Source organism: Blastomonas sp. CCH1-A6, assembly GCF_001556365.1.
In the GTDB taxonomy this organism is placed as follows: domain Bacteria; phylum Pseudomonadota; class Alphaproteobacteria; order Sphingomonadales; family Sphingomonadaceae; genus Blastomonas; species Blastomonas ursincola.
In genome coordinates this window covers 1-16,806 of sequence record NZ_LSIS01000550.1, presented here as the reverse complement: position 1 = coordinate 16,806, position 16,806 = coordinate 1, and the positions used below count along the sequence as shown (strand labels likewise).

The following is a 16,806-nucleotide window of genomic DNA, read 5'->3' as shown; positions in this document are numbered from 1 at the left end:
CGACGATATGCACAACCGGATGGAGGCCGACCAGCGCCAGAAGATGGATCACGACAGCATGCGCATGGGTCCGGGAATGAACCACCCCGCTACCCCGGCTCCCGACTCGCAGCCAACCAACCAGAGCAGTTCGATGCCAAGCGGGGGTATGCAGGACATGTAGGCGGCGATCGAGCGTTCCCCATGTCGATGCCGAAGCCCCGATGCGCTGTGATCGCTATCGCTGCGTGTGCGCTGGCAATGCCGGCGCACGCGCAGGACGGCGACGAGCACAGCGCGCATCATCCAGGCGGTGCCGCGCCGTCGCCCATGGCTACGCCCTCCCCCATGAGCAGCAACGGCGGGGCCAAGCCGGGCGGCCAGCCCGCCGCCGATAGCGCCATGTCCGCGATGATGCAGGACATGATGCAGGAGATGATGGGCGGAGAAGGCGAACATGGCGGAGCGAACCGGCGCGGCCCGTTTTTCGCCAAACTGCTGACATTGCCAGCCACTTCGGCCGAGGAGAAGCAGGCTCTGGCCAGCCAGGCGGAACAGCGCGTCTCAGACGGCTTGGCAATGGTCGAAGCGGCCAACGCGGCGGCAATGCACGCCGCGACCCCGCAAGCCCGGCTCGATGCGGCAAAGAAGTTGCGCGAAGGGCTCGATCTTCTGAAGAGCGGTGCTGCCGGTCAAGCCGCGCTTGCGAGCGAAGCGCAAGCTCCGATCGCGGCGCAGACCTGGTTTCGCGACCAGCTCGGCATCGCCGATCCGGCGCATGCAAGCGCTCGGCAATTGTTTGGACTTTCGCCTTCGCACTTCTTGCTCATGCTCTTCCTCGCCTTGGTCAGCGCCAGTCTAATCGCGCTGCAAGTGCTCCGGCTTCGCCGTGTCCGGACGCTGATGGGTGCGGCGAATGCCGCGAGCGGCCCTTCGGTCGCGGCGCCCGTTGCCGCCCTCGCCAGGACCTCGGGGCAACCGCTGCCGGAATCGCTTCCCCCGGCTCGCGACGCCGTGCCGACGCAAGACGTCCCACCGGCTGCGGCCTTGCGTCCTTCGAAACGGTGGTCGGGCCAGCTAAAGGTCGTTCAGATCGTTCGCGAGACGCCTACGGTCCAAACCTTCCGATTGGCCGATCCCGGCGCGGATCGCCTGCCATTCGACTTTCTGCCGGGCCAATTCTTGCAGGTGGAGGTCACCCCGCAAGCGGACAAAGCCGTGCGAAGATCCTACACGATCGCCTCCTCGCCGACGCAACGGGCCTACGTCGAACTCACCGTCAAGCGCGAGGAACAGGGCGCGGTTTCGAAGTTTCTCCACGATGAGGTCAAGACTGGCGATCTGCTCAAGGTGACGGGCCCCTTCGGTGAGTTCACCTTCACCGGAACCGATGCCGAGAGCATCGTCCTGATCGCCGGGGGCGTCGGCATCACACCGATGATGTCGGTGCTGCGCTATCTTACCGACATCGCCTGGCCAGGAGAGATCTTCTTCCTCTATGGCGCGCGCTCGACCGAAGAATTCGTCTTTCGCGACGAGCTCGAACGGCTGGAGCGACGCTTCGCCAACCTTCATGTGATGGCCGCAATGCAACGCTCCGCGGGCACCGTCTGGCTTGGGCCGGAAGGGCCGATCACCCTGGAAATGCTGCGCGCCGCTGTGCCGGACATAGCCAAGCGCCGGGTCCACCTGTGCGGTCCCCCCGGCATGATGGCGGCAATGCGCGCGCAGCTCGCGGAGCTTGGCGTGCCCGAGGCGCAGTTGCACACCGAGGCATTTGGCCCTGCCTCCTTGCCGGACAACGCGGCTGAGATCGAAACGAAAGAGCGTCCGGCGGCGGCACGCACGAAGCGCAAGGATGCCGTGGCGCCAACAACGGTGACCTTTGCGGTCTCGGGCGTCTCGGCCCCGTTGTCCGCAGAGGAGACTGTGCTGGAAGCCGCCGAAGACGCCGGCGTCGAGATTTCCTATGCCTGCAGAATTGGCGAATGTGGCGTCTGCGTCACCAAGCTGATCTCGGGTGAAGTCACGATGGCGGTCGAGACCGGTCTCGATCCGGAGGACAAGCAAAAGGGTTACATTCTGGCGTGCCAGGCGAAGAGCGCCGGACAGCCGCTGGTGGTGGAAGCCTGATGCGCGAGCGCGGTGATATCCTGGTTGCTCTCATGGTCGCGTTCGTGATCCTCTTCCCGTTGGGATATCTGCTGCACGTCTCTCCGCGCTTCCCGGGCAGCCTGGCTGGCGGGGTCATTGGCATCGCGGCTGCGGTGCTGATGCTGCTGACCTTGCCCTATGTCCTGGTCAAGCACGTCAAATCGATCGCCGAGGCGACCGCGCACCGTGTCAGCAAGCCGACGCTGCTGGCGATTCACATCTACGCCGGGGTTCTGGCCGCGATCCTCGGCCTCGTCCACGCCGCGCATAGCTTGGAGAGCCCGGCCGGATTGGTCTTGACCGGGACGCTATTGCTGACGGTCTTGAGCGGCTACATCGGCCGCTATTTGCTGGGCCAGTTGGCTAAGGCGCTGCGCGGACGGAAATCCGAACTGGCCTCGCTACAAGCGGCGCTTCTTGGCCTCGACGCGACCATTGCCAAGGAGGCGGAAGCGCCCCCGCTGCGCCGCTGGCACAGATTGTTGTTCGTCTCCGCCGAGCGGCCCGCCGATCCCGCCGCGAAGGACGCTGAATCCCTGGCCGGAGCAATGGTGGACATGGAATTCGCGGTGCGGGCGGAAAGCGCAACCGATGCCCTGTTCGGCAAGTGGCGGTGGCTGCACATCGTGGTCGGCTGCATTCTCTACGCCGTCCTTGTCGTCCACATCGGCGCCGCGATCTATTTCGGATTGCGCTGGATATGAGGTTTGCGCGCCTCCTTTTTTGGCTCTTCGTTCTCGCGACCGTGGCTCTGCTGGTGGGTGCGCCATTGGCCTTGCGCACGAACGCGCCTTCCGAGGCCGGGATTGTGGAGCGTTTTGTCGCTCCCGGACCCTTGTCGAGCGCCCACCGGTCGCTGGCCGGACAATGCGCCAGCTGCCACACGCCCCTCAAGGGAGTTGAGGCGAAGACCTGCCTGTCATGCCACGCCGGAACCGAGTTCGGGGACAAGCAATCGACCATGTTCCATTCCCAGGCCACGCAATGCAGTTCCTGCCATGTCGAGCATCAGGGCAATCAGGGGATTGTCCAAATGAGCCACGCCGCGTTGCTCGATCCGAAGAACTGGAGCGGCCCGGCTCTGCAAATGCAATCCCGCAAACCCCTGGCGACGTCCGGTGCGACGCTCGATTGTGCGAGCTGCCATTCGATCAGGGACAAGCATCTCGGGCTGTTCGGCGCCGATTGCGCCACCTGCCACAGCACCGATTCGTGGACGATTGCCAGCTATCGCCACCCTTCGACCAATTCGACGCAGTGCGTCGAGTGTCACAAAGCGCCTCCCAGCCACTATATGGAACACTTCAGCATGGTTTCGCAGCGGGCCGCACGCGAGAAGGCCCGGGTCGATCAGTGCTATTCCTGCCATACCACCGACAGCTTCAACAACATCCGGCGCCGGGGGTGGTATGATCACCATTAACGCGCCCTGGCTAAGCCAGTTTTTCCACCTGGCCGTCGTCGTTCTGGATCTGGCCGGCACCTTGGTCATCCTGGTCGGCGCGGCCTATGCCAGTGGCGTGTTTCTCCGGGCGTTTCGAGGGAGCGACCGGTCGCGCGCCTATCTCGCCTTCCGTTCGACGCTGGGGCGCAGCATTCTTCTGGGTCTCGAATTCCTGGTCGCAGGCGACATCGTCAAATCGCTGGTGATCAACCCGACAATCGCCGACCTGGTCGTACTGGCCGGGCTGGTCCTGGTGCGCACGTTCCTCAGCATCTCGCTCGGTGTCGAGATCAATGGCCATTGGCCCTGGCAGGATACCGTCATGGCGCGTCATCGCTCGCTTGCCGCAGGTAGCGGTGGCCAACCCGGCTGCGGGGAGAATCCCGGGATCGATCCAAACGGTTCATGATGGAGGTAAGGATGATCGAACGCAGAACCCTGTTGGCGAGCGGTACGGCGCTTCTCGCTTCAGGAGTGGCAAGCGGCGCTGTCGCAAGCGATGGTTCGGGGCACGCCGCAGCAATGGCGATGCCGATGAAGGACTGCATCGATCTTTGCGCCGCGTCGCATGCCATGTGTTTGGAGACGGCGAACTATGTCGCAAGCTCGAGCCGATCGCCGGCCAGCGCCCCGCTGCTCACGCTCCTGAGCGATTGTGCGGAAATCTGCCAGGCGACGGCCAATTCGATGCTGCGTCGCTCGGCGCTGCACACCATCCTTTGCCGAGCCTGTGCGGACGCTTGCGACCAGTGCGCTCGCGAATGCGAGCAGCGGCGTGACGACCCGCAGCTGACCCATTGCGCTGAAGCCTGTAGACGGTGTGCGGAAGGCTGCCGCCATATGGCCGCGATGGCCGACTGAACGGGGCGCTTCGCAAACTACGTATAGTTTCAAGCGGCGGGTGGTCCCATTGCAGAGCCAAGAAGCGGCGAGAAAAACGCAAGAGTATCGCCAGTTTAGCGGAGACGCGAAATGACCCGGAAAGCCATCTATCTTACTGTTTTCGGCTTGCTCACCAGTGTCGGCGGCGTAGCCTATGTGATGGCCGACGAACTGCCGGCCGACATGCCTGCGGTCACGGCCCCAAAGCCCACAGCATCACCCAAAGCGCCTGTCGCCCCGCCGCCGCCGTCGACCACGGCCGCTCAGGACCATGCGCACCAGCAGGGCATGGATCACGGCGGGCAGCAGATGCACGATCAAATGATGCAGGACCACCAGATGGGCATGCAGGGCATGCAGCAGCAGGGCATGCAGCAACAAGGTATGGGCGGCATGGCGGCGCAAGGCGGCAAGGCGGGCATGCCGATGAAGCCGGGCAAGGATTGTTGCCCGAGCAAAGGCATGAAGCCAGCGGACAAGCCCATGGCGATGCCCTCGGACAAACCGATGCCGATGAATGACATGTAGACTCCGCTCCCCGGAGCTGACGGCCCGCCGCCCCGCCCCCGGCGGCGGGCCGTTCTTGCCCCCCTTCGCCGCAAAGGGCCGGATTTGCGCCATGTATCGCTAGGACCACGCGCGCTCCCGTCAGACTCAAATCGCGGGACAAACCCTGAGTGCAAGCGATGCTCGATAGGCGGCGGGCGAACGGGGTAACCGGATCCTGCCGCAAGGGCCGCGCTTGGCCGTCACGCACACACTTGACGAGGACAACACAAGAACCGGGATCATGTTCGAACAGGCCATCGAGACAATCAATGCCGCGCCAACTTTCCGGCATCGCTACGACAATTTCATCGCCGGGCGCTGGAGCCCGCCTTCCACAGGCCAATATTTCGCCGACACGAGCCCGATCAACGGCGCGCTGATCGCCGAGTTCGCCCTCTCTACCACCGAAGATGTCGAGCGCGCGCTCGACGCTGCCCACTCCGCCAAGGACCAATGGGCGAGGCTTGCGCCGGCCGAGCGCGCAACGCTGCTCAACAGGATCGCCGACCGTCTGGAACACAATCTTGAACTGCTGGCGCTTGCCGAGACGATCGACAACGGCAAACCGATCCGCGAGACGCGCGCCGCCGACGTGCCGCTCGCGATCGACCATTTTCGTTATTTCGCCGGCTGCATCCGGGCGGAAGAAGGCACGATCTCGACGATCGACGCCGACACCATCGCCTATCATTTCCGCGAGCCGCTCGGCGTCGTTGGCCAGATCATCCCATGGAACTTCCCGCTGCTGATGGCGGCATGGAAGATCGCCCCGGCGCTTGCCGCCGGCAACTGCACGGTCATCAAGCCGGCTTCACAGACGCCGCTCACGCTGCTGACTGGCTGCCGGCATGGGCCCAACCGGTTTCCGAGGGGCTCACCGTGCCGATTCCAACCGTATCGGGCACCGATATAACGCTGAAGATCGCACGACAAACGATGACGATCGATGGGCGCCGGTCAGCCGCGATCGGCATCAACGGCACCGTGCCGGCCCCGCTGATCCGCCTTCGTGAAGGCCAGACAGTGCGGCTCAACGTGATCAACGATCTCGACGAAGACAGCTCGATTCACTGGCATGGCCTTCTCGTGCCACCCCAACATGACGGCGTTCCTGGCGTGTCGTTTCCGGGAATTAAGCCGCGATCGAGCTATCTCTACGAGTTTCCCGTCCGTCAGAACGGCACCTATTGGTACCACAGCCATTCCGGCCTCCAGGAGCAGCTTGGACATTACGGCCCGATCGTGATCGATCCTGCAGGCGCCGACCCCGTCCAGTCCGACCGCGAGCATGTCATCGTTCTGTCCGACCATAGCCAGCTTTCGCCAGAGGCGATCTTTCGGCGCATGAAGGTCGATCCAGGCCATTTCAATTTCCAGCGGCAGACACTTGCCGGTCTGCTCGCAGGCAAAGACCAACGGCTCAAGGATAGGGTCGATTGGGGAGCGATGCGGATGGATCCGACCGACGTCTCCGACGCCACAGGCGCCGCTTATACCTATCTCGTCAATGGCCATGGGCCGTTTGACAACTGGACTGCGCTTTTCACGCCAGGCCAGCGGGTCCGTCTGCGGTTTATCAATGCCTCCGCGATGACGACGTTCAACGTCCGCATTCCGGGGCTACGCCTCACCATCGTCCAGGCTGACGGCCAAAATGTCATGCCGATCGAGGTCGACGAGTTCCAGATCGGCGTTGCAGAGACCTATGATGCAATCGTCACGCCGTCCGAAGACAAGGCCTTCACGCTCGTCGGCGAGGCTATCGACCGCTCCGGTATGGCGCGGGCAACCCTAGCACCTCGGGCCGGCATGACCGCGCCGGTTCCACCTCTTCGAAAGCGTCCCATCACGACGATGAAGGACATGGGGATGGATATGTCCGGCATGCAGGGCATGGAAGGCATGGACATGTCGGGTGGCATGAACTCGTCTCGCGGAGTCGATCCGACAGCGGAGAAAAATGCGTCGGGGCGACTTGCTTCGGGCGTCGCTGCCGGAGCGGCCATCCAAAGCACCAAGCCGCAGATGGCGGGCATGGATCATAACACGATGGGAGCGATGGACCATTCCTCCATGGGTCAAGGCAGTGTGACCGGCATGGATCACGCGGCGATGGGCCATGGTGCGATGGCCGGCAGTCAGCCCATGGCGGGCCATGACATGGGATCGACGGATATGGGCGCGATGAACATGCGCGACTTCTCCAACGCACCTCAGGTCAAGCGCGGCCCCGGTGTCCAGACGATCTCACCGATGCCAATGGATCGGACTGGCGAACCCGGCCAGGGTCTCGAGGATGTCGGTCACAAGGTCCTCGTCTACAAGGACCTGATGGCGCTCGACCGCAATCCCGACGTGCGCGCGCCGTCTCGCAGTATCGACATCCATCTCACCGGCAACATGGAGCGCTTCATGTGGTCCTTCGATGGCGAGAAGATGTCCGACGTGCATGAGCCCATTCCGTTCATCGAGGGCGAGCGTGTGCGGGTGAACCTGATCAACGATAGCATGATGGGACATCCTATCCATATTCATGGCCATTTCTTCGAGCTGGTGACCGGCCATGGCGATCATGGGCCGCGCAAGCATACCGTGATCGTTCAGCCGGGCGGGAAGGTGACCTGGGATTTCACTGCAGACGCCGTCGGCGACTGGGCCTTCCACTGCCACCTACTTTATCACATGCATGCCGGCATGATGCGGATCGTCAGCGTCCGTCCCAAAGGAGAGGCAGCATGACGCGGCTCGCTGCTCTCCTCGCCGCATCGTCCGCCATGGTCCTCACAGCACCCGCGTTCGCGCAGGATCATTCGATGCACAACATGCCGGGGATGTCGATGCCGACGGCACAGCCACAGGCTGCAAAGCCCAAGCCCAAGGTGAGAAAACCGGCACCCCGTCGACCAGCGCCTGCGGCGCGCCCGGTGAGGCGCGAGCCTCCCAAGCCTGCCCAGCCACCGGCAGCGCATCAGGGTCATGATATGCAGGGCATGGATCACTCCAACATGCCGGGCATGTCCGAAGACCCCTCAAAGACCATGGCTGATGACGCCATGCCGGGCATGGACATGCAAAACGAGCATGCCGGCCACGACATGAGCGCGATGCCGACCATGCAGCCGACCGGTACGGCACTGCCTGCCGGCAGCGCGCCGGCTCCAAGGCCACCAATGGACCATTATGCCGATCGCCAGTTTCCCCCGGCCGAAATGGCGCTGGCGCGCCGGAAAATGATGGCAGAAGAAGGCGGCCAGACGCTGTCGCAGGTGATGTTCAACCTTGCCGAATATCAGGCCCGCAAAGGCCGTGACGGCTATCGGTGGGACGGCGAGGCTTGGTTCGGCGGCGACATCAACCGGCTGACGCTTAAATCCGAAGGAGAAGGCGCTTTCCGCGACGGCGTAGAAGCCGCAGAGATCCAGGCGCTCTACAGCCGCGCGATAGGACCCTATTTCAATCTCCAGGCAGGTGTGCGCTACGACTTCAAGCCCAATCCCTCACGCGCCTATGCCGTGCTTGGCTTCGAAGGGCTTGCCCCTTATTGGTTTGAGGTCGAGGGCGCTGTCTTCCTCTCGGACAAGGGCGACCTGCTCGGGCGCGTCGAGGGCTATTATGATCAGCGCCTAACCCAGCGCCTGGTCTTGCAGCCTAGGGTCGAACTGAACTTCGCTGCGCAAGACGTACCGGAAAATCGCATCGGGGCCGGTCTTTCCAATGCAGAGCTGGGCTTGCGGCTGCGCTATGAAATCACGCGCAAGCTCGCACCCTATGTGGGTGTGTCCTACGACGCGAAAAGCGGCCAGACCGCCCGTTACGCGCGCGACGACGGGGAAGATCCGACAACGACGAGTTTTGTCGCTGGCGTCCGAATCTGGTTCTGAGCGCTCACCGAGGACGTGAGGCGGACTGATATCCGGGCGGGACCGACAGGAGAGTGAGATGGACCATTCGCAGAACGCAGGAAGCAAGATGAACGGCTATTTGAGTCTTGCCCTGCAGACCTTGATCGGCGCCGTCATCATGTACCTCGTGATGTTCGTCATGATCGACAGCCTCGACAGCTTCTACAACAATCTCAACATGCTCTACATGACGCTGATGATGGTAGCACCCATGGTGGTGCTGATGATTCTGGCGATGAAGCACATGTTTGCATCGCGCTCCGCCAATCTTGCGATCATCGTCGTATCGGTGGCCGTTTTCTTTGGGTCATTCGCGCTGATCCGATCCCAAACGACAATCGACGACGTCGCCTTCCTGCGTTCGATGATCCCACATCATTCAGGCGCCATCCTGATGTGCCGCGAAGCGAATCTCCGGGATGCAGAGGTCAAGCGCCTGTGCGGCGAAATCCGAAACTCTCAGCGCCGCGAGATCGAACAGATGAAGGTCATCCTTGTGCGCCTCAATTGACGCGCGGCATATTTCGAGGGGTTCTTCTCCCGACCGCGTATAGGCAGATGAAGGAAAGAGGACCGAACATGCTGAAGCGCCATCTGCTTGGAGCCGCATTGATGCTTTTGGCAACCGCTGCAAATGCGGCGGGCCCGATCGTGGTTCACCGCGACCCGGGATGTGGGTGCTGCGAGCAATGGGCGGCACAAGTCCGCGCACAGTTCGGGCGGCAGATCAGGATGGTAGACGATCAGTCTCGCGCCACTTTCCAAGGCACGCGCGGCGTTCCGGCCTCGCTGTCCTCCTGCCATACCGCAGTCATCGACGGCCTGGTCTTCGAAGGTCACGTTCCCATCGCAGACATGAAGCGGGTGCTCGCCCAGCGCCCGAAGGGCGTCACTGGCCTAGCCGTGGCCGGAATGCCGGTGGGATCGCCGGGCATGGAGGTGCCGGGTCGTCGCGGCGACCCCTATGTCGTCGTCGCATTCGGTCCATCAGGCACACGAATATTTGCGCGCCATCAAGGATAGATGGCGATTGTCGGAAAGATTAGGCTGCGATAGATAGAAACGTCTTGAAACGCTTGCTCGCCTCTCTGCTCCTTGTCGGAGCGCTCTTCGGCCTCTTCGGGGCGCAGCTGGCCTATGCGCACGGCGTGCCCGTCGCGGCGCGTGCGCCCACAGCGATGGCGATGGACGCCGATTGCATGGCAATGATGGCCAAGCAGCAGCCCGCGCCAAAAGGAACACCGTGTAAGGGGCTTACGCTCGATTGTATCGGGGCGATGGGATGCGTTGTGCCAATCGTGCTGGGTAATGCAGTGCCCGCGCCCGCATCGCCGTGGATTCACAACCAGGCTATTTTCTGGACCACCGTCAGCGTCCTGCAGGGGCACGAGTACGCACCCGAGCCGGAGCCCCCCACCCTCCTTGGCTGATTGAACAATCGCGCCCGTCAGGCGCGCGGCTTCTTGTCGCGTCCAGACGCCCGCGATGCCTCTCCATACAGTCAAGGATATTCGTGATGATCAAGAAGTCGATTTTGGCCGCCCTGCTGGCGGTCTTCAGCCTCGCCGCGCCCGCATGGGCTGCCGACCAGAGCAGTGCGCCGCAAGGGCGCTGGGAATGGAAGTCAGTGCCGCAATATGGGCCGCGAGCGACCGGCCCGGCGCAGAAGCGCGTGTGGGTGCCCGACAGCGCGCAGATGGCGAACTGCGCCTGCGACATGATGAAGACGAGCGCGGCCGATTGCATGAAATCCATGCATGAAGGCAACATGTCGTCTTCGGCCGGCTGAGCCACGGTTCCCGGCCGATAGGATAGAACAGTGAGGCCAGGCGCGTCGCGCCGGCGCGGGCAAGAGACCGCGTCGGCGCGCGTTGGCACTCATAATTTGTCCTTCACGGCCCGGGATCCTCTGCAATGGGAGTCCTCCATGCGTACCTTCTTCTTAGCCGTCCCTGTGCTCGCTCTGACCACGAATCCCGCGCTCGCCGGGCAGCTTCGCTTCGAGGAGGCGCTCGCCCGAGCCGAGGCACAGGCTCCCTCGCTTCGCGCCAAGGCGCTGGAGGCTGATGCGCGTCGTTCTGCGCTGCCCGCCGCAGGGCAGCTTCCTGATCCCAAGCTTGGACTCGGAATCGACAATTTCCCGGTGTCGGGTCCGCCAGCGGGCAGCTTCGTCGAAGACAGCATGACGATGGCGCGGCTAGGGATCTCGCAGGAGGTCCCCAACGCCGCCAAGCGACGTGCGCGCTCAAGCAGAGCGCGGACTGATGTCCAGGCGGCGGAAGCAACCTTTCTGTCCGAGAGCAGGCGGGTCAAGGTGGCGACGGCGCTGGCCTGGATCGATCTCGCCTATGCGGAGCGTCGTCTTGCCGCCCTCAACGGCATAGTTTCCCGGCTCGCCCCCCTTCCCTCCGCGGCAAAGTCGGGTGTTGCCTCGGGCGCGGCCCGCCCCGCACAGACGCTGCAGGTTCGGCAGTCGCTCGCGGTGCTGGAAGACCGCCGGAGCGAGCTCGCCGCCGAAGTGGGACGTCAGCGCGCGCTCCTTTCGCGCTGGACCGGCGAGTCGGCGCCTGAAACCGTTGGCGACGTCCCAGCGCTCACGGTCGATGCAACGACTTTGCGAGCCGCATTAGCGGAGCATCCCGATCTCGGCGCCGCCAGTGCCCGGGTCGCCCAGGCCGAGGCTGACGTTGCCATCGCCCGCGCCGATAAACGTCCCGACTGGGGCTTCGACGTCGCCTATCAGCGCCGCGCAGACCGTTATGGCGACATGGTCTCGGCCGGCGTCACCGTCAGCCTGCCCCTTTTTGCCAAACGGCGGCAGGACCCGATGATCGCCTCCAGTACCGCGAACGCCGGCGCGGCGATGGCTGAGCAGGAGGACATGCGCCGGTCGCTGCTCGCCGATCTCGAAGCCGGCCTTGCCGACCATGACATGCACCATGAGCAATGGATGCGCGCACGCGACACGCTGCTGCCGCTCGCGCGCAATCGCGCTGAGCTCGAGACGGCCAGCTATGCGGCGGGTCGCGCCGGGCTGCTCGACGTGATCGAGGCCCAGACCATGCTTGCCGACATCGAACTGCAATTGCTCGACAGGGAGGCCGAAGTCGCGCGCGATGCTGTGCGGCTCGTCTTCACCTTTGGGGGGAACAGCCAATGAAATTCGACACAAGCTCGCGCGCGCAGCTGGGCATGGCCGCCGCGGCGCTCGCACTCGCGGCGGGTGGCCTCGGCTATGGCCTCGCGAATTGGCGCCATGAGTCTCCGCCTGGAGCAACAGCGCAAAGCGGACGCAAGATCCTCTACTGGTACGATCCGATGGTCCCGAGCCAGCATTTCGACAAGCCGGGCAAATCGCCTTTCATGGATATGGAGCTTGTCCCCAAATATGTCGACGAAGCGGCGAGCGGCGAGACCGGCGTGGCGATCGACCCAAGCCGCACGCAATCGCTTGGCCTGCGCATCGCGGAGGCGCGAACGGGCACGCTGGGATCGGGCCTCGCGGCGACCGGTACAATCGAGTTCAACGAGCGCGACGTCGCCATCGTCCAGGCGCGAACTGGCGGCTTCGTCCAACGGGTCTATGCGCGCGCGCCGGGCGATGTGATCGGGGCAGGCGCCCCGCTCGCCGACATACTGGTGCCGGAATGGGCGGGCGCACAGGCGGAATATCTGGCCGCCCGGCGGATCGGTGATGCGGGCCTCGCTCGCGCGGCCCGTCAGCGCCTGCTCTTGCTGGGCATGCCCACCGGAACGGTGGCCGCAGTCGAGCGGAGCGGGCGACCGCACAATGTGATGACGATTTCGGCGCCGACCGGCGGCACAATCAAGACGCTCGGCGTCCGGGCCGGGATGACGGTCGCGAGCGGTCAGACACTCGCCGAGGTGAATGGGCTCGGTACGGTGTGGCTCAATGCCGCCGTGCCGGAGGCGATGGCCGGCAGGCTTCGCCCAGGCCAGAGCGCGACCGCGACCCTCGCCGCCTATCCGGGCGAGCGCTTCACCGGCCGCATCGCCGCGATCCTCCCAAGCGTCGCCGCCGAAAGCCGGACGCTCACCGTGCGGATCGAACTTTCCAACCGAGCCGGGCGCCTGCGCCCTGGCATGTTCGCCTCGGTCGATCTCGGCGACGCTGCGCGGCCGGCACTGCTCGTCCCCTCGGAGGCGGTCATTCGGACCGGCAAGCGTTCGCTCGTCATGCTGGCGCTGGCGCAAGGGCGCTATCGGCCCGCCGAGGTGCAGACCGGCGCCGAGTCAGGAGGCCAGACCGAAATCCTTGCCGGCCTCGCCGAGGGGGAGAAGATCGTCGCTTCCGGCCAGTTCCTGATCGACTCCGAGGCCAGCCTCTCGGGAATCGAGGCGCGCCCGATCGGCGGGGCAGCCCCAACTCCGCGACCGGAAACGACATCCAACGGCGCCTATCGCGCGAGCGGCCGGATCGAAAGCATCGCGGGCGACCGGATTACCCTCAGTCACGCCCCTGTCCCCGCGCTCAAATGGCCCGCCATGACGATGACGTTCAAGCTGGGGAGCCCGGCGCTCGCGCGCGGGCTCAAGAAGGGCGACCGCGTCGTCTTCGGCTTCGACCAAGCGGCGGAAGGTCCAGTTGTTCGCACGCTGAGCCGCGAGGCGGCGCGATGATCGGCCGTCTCATCGACTGGTCGGCTAACAACCGCCTGTTCGTAGTGCTCGGCGCCCTGGCGCTCGTCCTCGGCGGACTCCTTGCCTTGCGCAGCACGCCGATCGACGCGCTGCCCGACCTCAGCGACACCCAGGTCATCATCCGCACGAGCTATCCGGGCCAAGCCCCCCAGATCGTCGAAAATCAGATCACCTACCCGCTCGCGACGACGATGCTGTCGGTGCCCGGGGCGAAGACCGTGCGCGGCTATTCCTTCTTCGGCGACAGCTTCGTCTATGTCATTTTCGCCGATGGGACCGACCTCTATTGGGCGCGCTCGCGCGTCCTTGAATATCTCAACCAGGTCCAGGGCCGCTTGCCTGACACCGCACGCAGCGCGATCGGCCCCGACGCCACCGGGGTGGGGTGGGTCTATCAATATGCGCTGGTCGATCGGACCGGCGGACACGACCTCGCGCAGCTGCGGTCGCTCCAGGACTGGTTCCTCCGCTACGAGCTCAAGAGCCTGCCTGGGGTGGCCGAAGTCGCCAGCATCGGCGGCATGGTCAAGCAATATCAGGTCGTGCTCGATCCGGTGAAGCTTGCCGGTTACGGCATCACCCACGCGCAGGCCGTCGCGGCGATCGGGCAGGCCAACCAGGAAACCGGAGGCTCGGTCCTCGAGCTGGGCGAGGCCGAATATATGGTGCGCGCTTCGGGCTATCTTCAGACGCTCGACGACTTCCGCGCCATACCGCTGCGCACTGCGGCCGGCGGCGTGCCGGTAACGCTCGGCGACGTCGCGACCATCCAGCTTGGCCCCGAAATGCGCCGCGGTATCGCCGAGCTCGACGGCGACGGCGAAGTGGCGGGCGGAGTCGTCATCCTGCGTTCGGGATCAGACGCACGTGCCACTATCCAGGCGGTGCAGGACAAGCTCGAGCTCTTAAAGAAGAGCCTGCCGCGCGGCGTCGCGATCGTGCCGACCTATGACCGCTCGCACCTCATCGATGCCGCGATTGAGAACCTCACGCACAAACTTGCCGAAGAGTTCGTGGTTGTGGCGATCGTCTGCGCGCTGTTCCTCTGGCACGTGCGCTCGGCGCTTGTCGCGATCGTCACGCTGCCGCTTGGCGTCCTCGCCGCCTTCATCGTGATGCATTTCCAGGGCGTCAACGCCAACATCATGTCCTTGGGCGGGATCGCGATCGCGATCGGCGCCATGGTCGACGCCGCGATCGTGATGATCGAGAACGCCCACAAGCGGATCGAGCAATGGGAGCATGATCATCCCGGTGAAGAGCTGGCCGGGGGGGCGCGCTGGACGGTGATCACCGACGCGGCGCGCGAGGTGGGTCCCGCGCTCTTCTTCTCGCTCCTCATCATCACCCTGTCCTTCGTGCCCGTCTTCACTTTGGAAGCACAGGAAGGGCGTCTCTTCGCGCCGCTCGCGTTCACCAAGACCTACACCATGGCGGCCGCGGCGATCCTGTCCGTGACGCTGGTTCCGGTGCTGATGGGCTGGCTCATCCGGGGCAAGATTCCTTCCGAGCAGGCCAATCCGGTCAACCGCGCGCTGACGCGGGCCTATCGTCCCGCCATCGACTGGGTGTTGAAGAAACCCAAGGCGACCCTCGTCCTCGCGGGGCTGGTCTTCCTGACGACCGCTTGGCCGCTGTCCCGGCTCGGCGGCGAATTCCTGCCGGCGATGAACGAGGGCGATCTTCTCTACATGCCCTCGGCGCTGCCGGGGCTCTCTGCCGCCAAGGCCTCGGAGCTGCTCCAGCAGACCGATCGCATGATCAAGTCGGTGCCTGAGGTCCAGAGCGTGTTCGGGAAAGCGGGGCGCGCGGAGAGCGCGACCGACCCCGCCCCGCTCGAGATGTTCGAGACGACGATCCGCTTCAAGCCGCGCGAGCAATGGCGGCCCGGCATGACTCCGGAGAAGCTGGTCGAGGAGCTCGACCGCACCGTGAAAGTACCCGGCCTCGCCAACATCTGGGTGCCGCCCATCCGCAACCGGATCGACATGCTGGCGACCGGCATCAAGAGCCCGATCGGGGTCAAGGTCTCTGGGTCGGATCTTGCCGCCATCGACCATATCGCGCGCGAGGTGGAACGGGTCGCGAAGGGAGTGCCCGGAGTGAGCTCCGCACTCGCCGAGCGGCTGACAGGCGGGCGTTATGTCGATGTGCAGATCGATCGGATCGCCGCCGCGCGATATGGCCTCAACATCTCCGATGTCCAGGCGATCGTCGCGGGCGCGATCGGCGGCGAGAATGTCGGCCAAACCGTCGAGGGGCTGGCGCGCTATCCCATCAATGTCCGCTACCCGCGCGAGTTGCGCGACAGTCCGGACGCACTGCGCGCTCTTCCGGTGCTCACGCCATCGGGCCAGCAGATCACGCTGGGCAGCGTCGCGCAGATCGCGATCAGCGACGGACCGCCGATGCTGAAGACCGAGAACGGACGGCCATCGACCTGGGTCTATGTCGACGTCCGGGGACGCGATCTCGCCTCGGTGGTCGATGATCTGCAGACTGCGGTGGCCCGCGAGGTCAAGCTCTCGTCGGGTGTCAGCCTCGCCTATTCGGGCCAGTTCGAATATCTCGCGCGCGCGATCGACCGGCTGAAGATCGTCGTGCCGGCGACGCTCGCGATCATCTTCCTGCTGCTGTACCTCATCTTCCGGCGGCTCGACGAGGCAGTGCTCATCATGGGCACAATCCCCTTCGCGCTCACCGGCGGTTTCTGGATCCTCTACCTGCTCGGCTATCACCAGTCGGTCGCGACCGGCGTCGGGTTCATTGCGCTTGCCGGCGTCGCCGCCGAGTTCGGCGTCGTGATGCTGATCTATCTCAGGGATGCCCTCGAGGCGCGGGGCGAGAGGCCGTCGCACGAAGATATTGCAGAAGCGGTGCGCGAAGGCGCGCTGCTCAGGGTCCGGCCCAAGGCGATGACCGTCGCCGTCATTATCGCGGGGCTTTTGCCGATCCTCGTCGGCTCCGGCGCCGGCTCGGAAGTCATGAGCCGGATTGCCGCACCCATGGTCGGCGGCATGCTGACCGCGCCGCTTCTCTCGATGTTCGTCATCCCCGCCGCCTATCTGCTTCTGAGGCAGCGGTCTTCTCAACCCTCGATCCCAATGAAGCACCACGAAAGGAACCTGCAATGAAAGTTCACGCTCTGTCCGTCCTGGCCCTGACCGCTGCCCTTGCTGCATGTGGCTCGAAGACCGAGACCAATGAGGCGGCAGCGACGAATACGGCGGCACC

The 16,806-nt window shown here is 64.5% G+C and carries 15 protein-coding genes and 1 pseudogene; all 16 read left to right on the top strand.

Features of this window, described 5'->3' with window-relative positions; all coding sequences use genetic code 11:
- The first annotated feature begins 189 nt into the window (after positions 1-189).
- The 16 genes and pseudogenes from AX735_RS23770 to AX735_RS23695 all read left to right on the top strand — a co-directional run bounded on the left by AX735_RS23770 (position 190) and on the right by AX735_RS23695 (position 16,706).
- Positions 190-2,112, top strand: coding sequence for an FAD-binding oxidoreductase (locus AX735_RS23770; protein ID WP_407668279.1), 1,923 nt, complete (start codon positions 190-192; stop codon positions 2,110-2,112).
- Positions 2,112-2,837 carry a hypothetical protein gene (locus AX735_RS23765; protein WP_039330914.1) on the top strand — a complete coding sequence of 242 codons (726 nt, stop codon included), beginning with the start codon at positions 2,112-2,114 and terminating at the stop codon, positions 2,835-2,837. Before AX735_RS23770 ends, AX735_RS23765 begins: the two co-directional genes overlap by 1 nt.
- Entirely contained in the window at positions 2,834-3,556 is a 723-nt protein-coding gene (locus AX735_RS23760) for a cytochrome c3 family protein (RefSeq protein WP_039330744.1), read from the top strand. Before AX735_RS23765 ends, AX735_RS23760 begins: the two co-directional genes overlap by 4 nt.
- A complete protein-coding gene (locus AX735_RS23755; protein WP_052241802.1) occupies positions 3,543-3,986 on the top strand; it encodes a DUF1622 domain-containing protein in 444 nt (147 codons plus the stop codon). The genes AX735_RS23760 and AX735_RS23755 overlap by 14 nt, the downstream gene beginning before the upstream one ends.
- A gap of 11 nt (positions 3,987-3,997) precedes the next feature.
- Positions 3,998-4,438, top strand: a complete 441-nt coding sequence (locus AX735_RS23750) for a four-helix bundle copper-binding protein (protein ID WP_066044103.1) — start codon at positions 3,998-4,000, stop codon at positions 4,436-4,438.
- 111 nt (positions 4,439-4,549) lie between these two features.
- Positions 4,550-4,987 (top strand): hypothetical protein, encoded by a 438-nt coding sequence (locus tag AX735_RS25465; protein ID WP_052241806.1) that lies wholly within the window; start codon positions 4,550-4,552, stop codon positions 4,985-4,987.
- A 262-nt stretch (positions 4,988-5,249) separates the two neighbouring features.
- Positions 5,250-5,843 (top strand): annotated as a pseudogene (locus tag AX735_RS23740) (aldehyde dehydrogenase family protein); the annotation flags it as partial.
- Positions 5,738-7,747, top strand: a complete 2,010-nt coding sequence (locus AX735_RS23735; RefSeq protein WP_231725744.1) for a copper resistance system multicopper oxidase — start codon at positions 5,738-5,740, stop codon at positions 7,745-7,747. The pseudogene AX735_RS23740 and the gene AX735_RS23735, both read left to right, overlap by 106 nt.
- Entirely contained in the window at positions 7,744-8,889 is a 1,146-nt protein-coding gene (locus AX735_RS23730; RefSeq protein WP_066044094.1) for a copper resistance protein B, read from the top strand. Before AX735_RS23735 ends, AX735_RS23730 begins: the two co-directional genes overlap by 4 nt.
- A gap of 58 nt (positions 8,890-8,947) precedes the next feature.
- Complete coding sequence (locus tag AX735_RS23725; protein WP_066044097.1) at positions 8,948-9,421, top strand: DUF305 domain-containing protein; 474 nt, start codon at positions 8,948-8,950, stop codon at positions 9,419-9,421.
- A 68-nt stretch (positions 9,422-9,489) separates the two neighbouring features.
- Positions 9,490-9,933 carry a DUF411 domain-containing protein gene (locus AX735_RS23720; protein WP_060977813.1) on the top strand — a complete coding sequence of 148 codons (444 nt, stop codon included), beginning with the start codon at positions 9,490-9,492 and terminating at the stop codon, positions 9,931-9,933.
- Positions 9,934-9,977: 44 nt separating this feature from the next.
- Positions 9,978-10,340, top strand: a complete 363-nt coding sequence (locus AX735_RS23715) for a hypothetical protein (RefSeq protein WP_060977811.1) — start codon at positions 9,978-9,980, stop codon at positions 10,338-10,340.
- Between the two features lie 86 nt (positions 10,341-10,426).
- Positions 10,427-10,699: a hypothetical protein gene (locus tag AX735_RS23710; protein WP_067512508.1), complete on the top strand. Its 273-nt coding sequence runs from the start codon at positions 10,427-10,429 to the stop codon at positions 10,697-10,699.
- A 138-nt stretch (positions 10,700-10,837) separates the two neighbouring features.
- On the top strand, positions 10,838-12,070 hold the full coding sequence (locus AX735_RS23705; protein WP_060977810.1) for a TolC family protein: 1,233 nt from the start codon (positions 10,838-10,840) through the stop codon (positions 12,068-12,070).
- Positions 12,067-13,551 carry an efflux RND transporter periplasmic adaptor subunit gene (locus tag AX735_RS23700; RefSeq protein ID WP_060977809.1) on the top strand — a complete coding sequence of 495 codons (1,485 nt, stop codon included), beginning with the start codon at positions 12,067-12,069 and terminating at the stop codon, positions 13,549-13,551. Before AX735_RS23705 ends, AX735_RS23700 begins: the two co-directional genes overlap by 4 nt.
- Positions 13,548-16,706, top strand: coding sequence for an efflux RND transporter permease subunit (locus AX735_RS23695; RefSeq protein ID WP_060977808.1), 3,159 nt, complete (start codon positions 13,548-13,550; stop codon positions 16,704-16,706). The genes AX735_RS23700 and AX735_RS23695 overlap by 4 nt, the downstream gene beginning before the upstream one ends.
- Positions 16,707-16,806: the final 100 nt, after the last annotated feature.